This is a genomic window from Marinagarivorans sp. (assembly GCF_982758155.1).
On the sequence record NZ_CEXWTU010000334.1, the window covers coordinates 1 to 3,981 of the forward strand.

Annotated in this window: 3 protein-coding genes; all 3 read right to left on the minus strand. The window is 46.6% G+C overall.

Annotated features, from left to right (window positions below; all coding sequences use genetic code 11):
- Positions 1-256 precede the first annotated feature (256 nt).
- Positions 257-2,284 carry a pectinesterase family protein gene (locus AC3A8L_RS20430; RefSeq protein ID WP_487964119.1) on the minus strand — a complete coding sequence of 676 codons (2,028 nt, stop codon included), beginning with the start codon at positions 2,282-2,284 and terminating at the stop codon, positions 257-259.
- A 20-nt stretch (positions 2,285-2,304) separates the two neighbouring features.
- Complete coding sequence (locus AC3A8L_RS20435) at positions 2,305-2,475, minus strand: hypothetical protein (RefSeq protein WP_487964120.1); 171 nt, start codon at positions 2,473-2,475, stop codon at positions 2,305-2,307.
- A gap of 146 nt (positions 2,476-2,621) precedes the next feature.
- A partial coding sequence (locus tag AC3A8L_RS20440; RefSeq protein WP_487964121.1) for a c-type cytochrome occupies positions 2,622-3,981 on the minus strand: 1,360 nt, incomplete at its 5' end.

Here is a 3,981-nt window from a genome sequence, read left to right on the forward strand (position 1 = left end):
ATAGGCCCCGGCATGCGCCCCTTTAAGCGCCTCGATAAGAAAGCCGATCGATAACTGCTCCATGCGTTATTCTAATAACCTGCCTCCCTGCAGGCCCTCTTCGCCTAATTGGATAAACTATTATTGCCTCGTCCCTAATGGTTTTTCGATAACTTCGCCTCTACATTTCCCATCTTAATAAAAATCGTGCGGCAGGTGTGTCATTACAACTCACCTGCCGCACGATTGTTATTAGACAATGTATTTCCAGCCATCGCTAGGGCGCTGGATTCCACCCTTGGCCATTATTAAAGCTCGAGAATATTTTTGCACGGTTAGAGTAATACTGACTCACTTCATTAACATTAAGTTTATAGACACTAAAGCGAGAACCCAGGTTGATGGCATTACCCGATAGGGTTTTACTACCGTATTCACGATAGCCCAATATGGCAGTCCCATTGTTAGGATTTAAATCGCGCCCACTATCAAAACCTTCAGTTTTAATATGTGAATCCATTTTGCAGTTAATAAATGCAGCGCTATCGTAGCTATCCGTTTTATCCGCACCGCGCCCAAGTGTCGATTTTCCGTTACCGGGTGTATTACCGGCAGGGCCTTTACCGCGTGTGAAGCTAGAATTTAAGAAGACAAAACCCAGTTCACCCGCCGGCGAACGAGACTGCAGAACATAGCCGCCCGCGTCGCTACCTGGGCTTTTAGAGTCACCAATACTGCGAATTTCACTTTCTTCAAATAGAGCCGCCTTTGGGTAGCCCCAAATAAAATCAACATTACCGGATATCAATGACCGATAAAACCACGGATATCCTTTGGTTAAAATTGTATCTTGCTCGCTGTAAAAAGCGGTATTTTTAACAATTAAACGATTACCACTATTAAAATAAAGCGCTTCGGCTTGGCCATCGCCGCCACCACGAGTAGCGCTGTTATGGAAAGTCATATTTTCTAAAGTAATAAGATCGCCACCGGCAATCACAAACATGGAGCGCCCCGTAGAACCGCTATTAATACTATTACCATTGCGCGCACGCACCACTGTATTGTCACGGCTTTCGCCAACTATTCGTAGATTACTCTTATTTTTTAAATCAAGTAGCTCCGGGTAGATGCCATCTTTCACATTAATTTGGGCCGTAGACGTGCCGCCATGCTTACTTAAAATATAATCGAATGCGCCCTGTAAAGAACCAAAGTCGGCAGGGCCATTATCATCAACGGTAACCATCGAGCTGGTCGGTGCAGAGGATTTAGTTCTAAATTGCCATTGCGTACCGGATACGCCATTATAATTTTGACCATTAATAACCCCCGTTAATACGCCGCTATTAATAACAACATTATAAGTCTTGCCATAAGTCAGCGTTTTAGCATGCGGATTAATAACGACGGTATTACCGGCGATAGAAACCAGCCACGTTTTTAATGTACGCGTACCCACACTATCGCTTTCCTCGCCAACATTAATGCTATCCACTTTTTGGTTATTGCTCGCATCATAAATATCAATAACCCCATTTTGAATGGTGGGCGTATTATCAAATGTAATGCGCAAATAGGTATCCGGGTTAGCATCACTTGCCCCTGGGGCGGGGTAAGTACCAGGGGCATCGCCGATAACAACACTCCCCATACTACTATTAGTTCCAGCACTGCTAATGGCACCGCCATCACACAACCCTACCGCTAAACCATCGCCCTCAATCGAGATCGAATCGATATTAGCTGCGCCAGCGGCAGTGGTAGCGACCAATCGAATCGTATTATTGCCCTCAACCAAACTAATAGATGCCGCCTCTGTTTGCCAACTCGTCCACTCGCCTGTTAGCCCCAAACTTAACTGGGTGGCATAACCTGATTCATCAATGGATAAATTAGCACTGCGTGGGTCGGTTCCACCATTGGCGTAACGTACTACCACGCCATAATTGCCCGACCTAGGCGCATCTACAGCCCAGACAATACTCGCGCCCAACTCATTAACGGTATCCGCAAAGCCCGTCCCGGTGTACCCCATATGCTGATTATCAATAACGCCGCTATTGCTGCAAAAACCACCCTCGGCTTCCTGTATTGTTAACGTCTGCATTACAACATTAGGCACACTGGAGCTAACCAGAGATGAAACACTCGATGCTCCCGGTAAACTTGATAGCACCCCAACCGAGGAGCTGCTCACCGCAGAAGATAGCGTGATGCTTTGCGATGACGTAACACTTGTGCCATCGCACGCGGCTAGCGCAAAGGTCATCAAGGCAAGCGCAGAGGATTTGTAGAATTTCATATTATTGTCCTAAGAAGTGTTTAAATCAGCTGAGCGCTATTCAACAGCCAAAAATCGGCATTACCAAAACAAAGCAATAGGCCACACAAATAACAAACACCTACAATATTGGTATTACCAATTGTAGCGATTACCTCAGGAAATAAGTACATCAATTGCGATGTACTGCCAAACACTGTGAATGGGGTCACAAGGGAGGAGCCATTAAGGCGCGGTGCGAAATACTGAGTGGGCACTCACAAGCGCGTTAACAGCTTCAAAGGTTACGGAAGTAGGCAGGACGAGATGGCAACACTTTAGAGCCGAGGCAATAATGCCCAGCAACGCCCCTAAGCAATTAGCGCCTCAAAAATTCAGCAATAGCATCTATCTCTTCAAGCGTCGCAAACTGAGCTAAATCGTCAGGTTTTAGATGGGCCATCGTTGGCACCGTCTGGATTTTAAAATTGATTAACTCCGCGCTAGCGCCGGTAACATCGCCAAAGCGTTGCACTCCTTCGCCATTGCCGGTATGGCAACTTGAGCAGTGCCGAAGAAATTGTGACAAGCCGTCTATTGGCTGGGGTTCTGGTTCTGGTTCTGGTTCTGGTTCTGGCTCAGGTTCTGGTTCTGGTTCTGGTTTTGCATCAGGGAACGCGTTTTTATCACGCATCGCCGCAAACAAATCCTGAATATCACTCAAGGTAGCGTCTTTTAGCACTGGCCCCATCGCACTTCCCAGGTGACCAAATTTGGCTTTATGCTGGCCAATAAAAGGTTTGTTACGCATGTATTTACCGGCGGTAAAATTACCGCCATCAAGCAAAACAGCCGTACCATCAACCCCATGACAATCAGCGCACGCGCTTGCGAATAGTTCTTTACCCGCAACATCGCTACCATCAACACCAAGGTTAGAAAACCCTCGTCCACGCGGGTACTGGCTACCAATGAGAATCAGGTCATAAAGCGCTGCGGTATCTAAAGTCTCTTCTTTCAAGAATTTAACGATATCCCAAATTTGGTCATCGGTAAGAATGTCACTGTAGGCAGGCATAGAGTCGCCAACTGCAGCGTTAGTTGAAGGGTCGTAACCGGCAAGAGTGTCGTTAACGGAACGGCGATTTGTTCCATTTTTTACGCGATTAAACAGCACTTGCGGGCTCGAAGTTTCGGCTAACAAAGCTAGGTCAATATCAGCAACCCTTGGCCTATCTGCGTTAGGCGCTAAATTACTGTTACCACCCATTTGGCCAAGCTGATCCCAGCCGTGGCAGTGGCTACAGGCAAAAAACTGGGGCTTTTGTGCAATAACATCAAGTTGAGCCTGGCCGACAAGCTCGCTGTTATTGAGTGTAAAACCCGTTTCGGTTGCCCAAAACTGAGCATACAACTGCCCACCTTTAATGCCATCAGCATCTTGGTAAGCGGCGCCTCCCGTCATATCACCATTGCTGGCAGATGAAGAATTTGTAACTGAAGAGCTTGCAATGGATAAACTGCTCGCGGCGGAGGAACTGCTAGTGTCACCAGTACACGCACTCAGTAACAGGTATGCACAAAGTGCTATGCATTTTCGATGAGACAAATATTTTAAAGCCAACATAGTAAGCTCCGACATCACAGGCAGAAAAATAGGATTTAGATAGAGTTTTAAAAATGCGCCACACTCGAAAGTGCAGCGCTTTAGGGGCGAGGCAATAATAGTTTGTCCAATT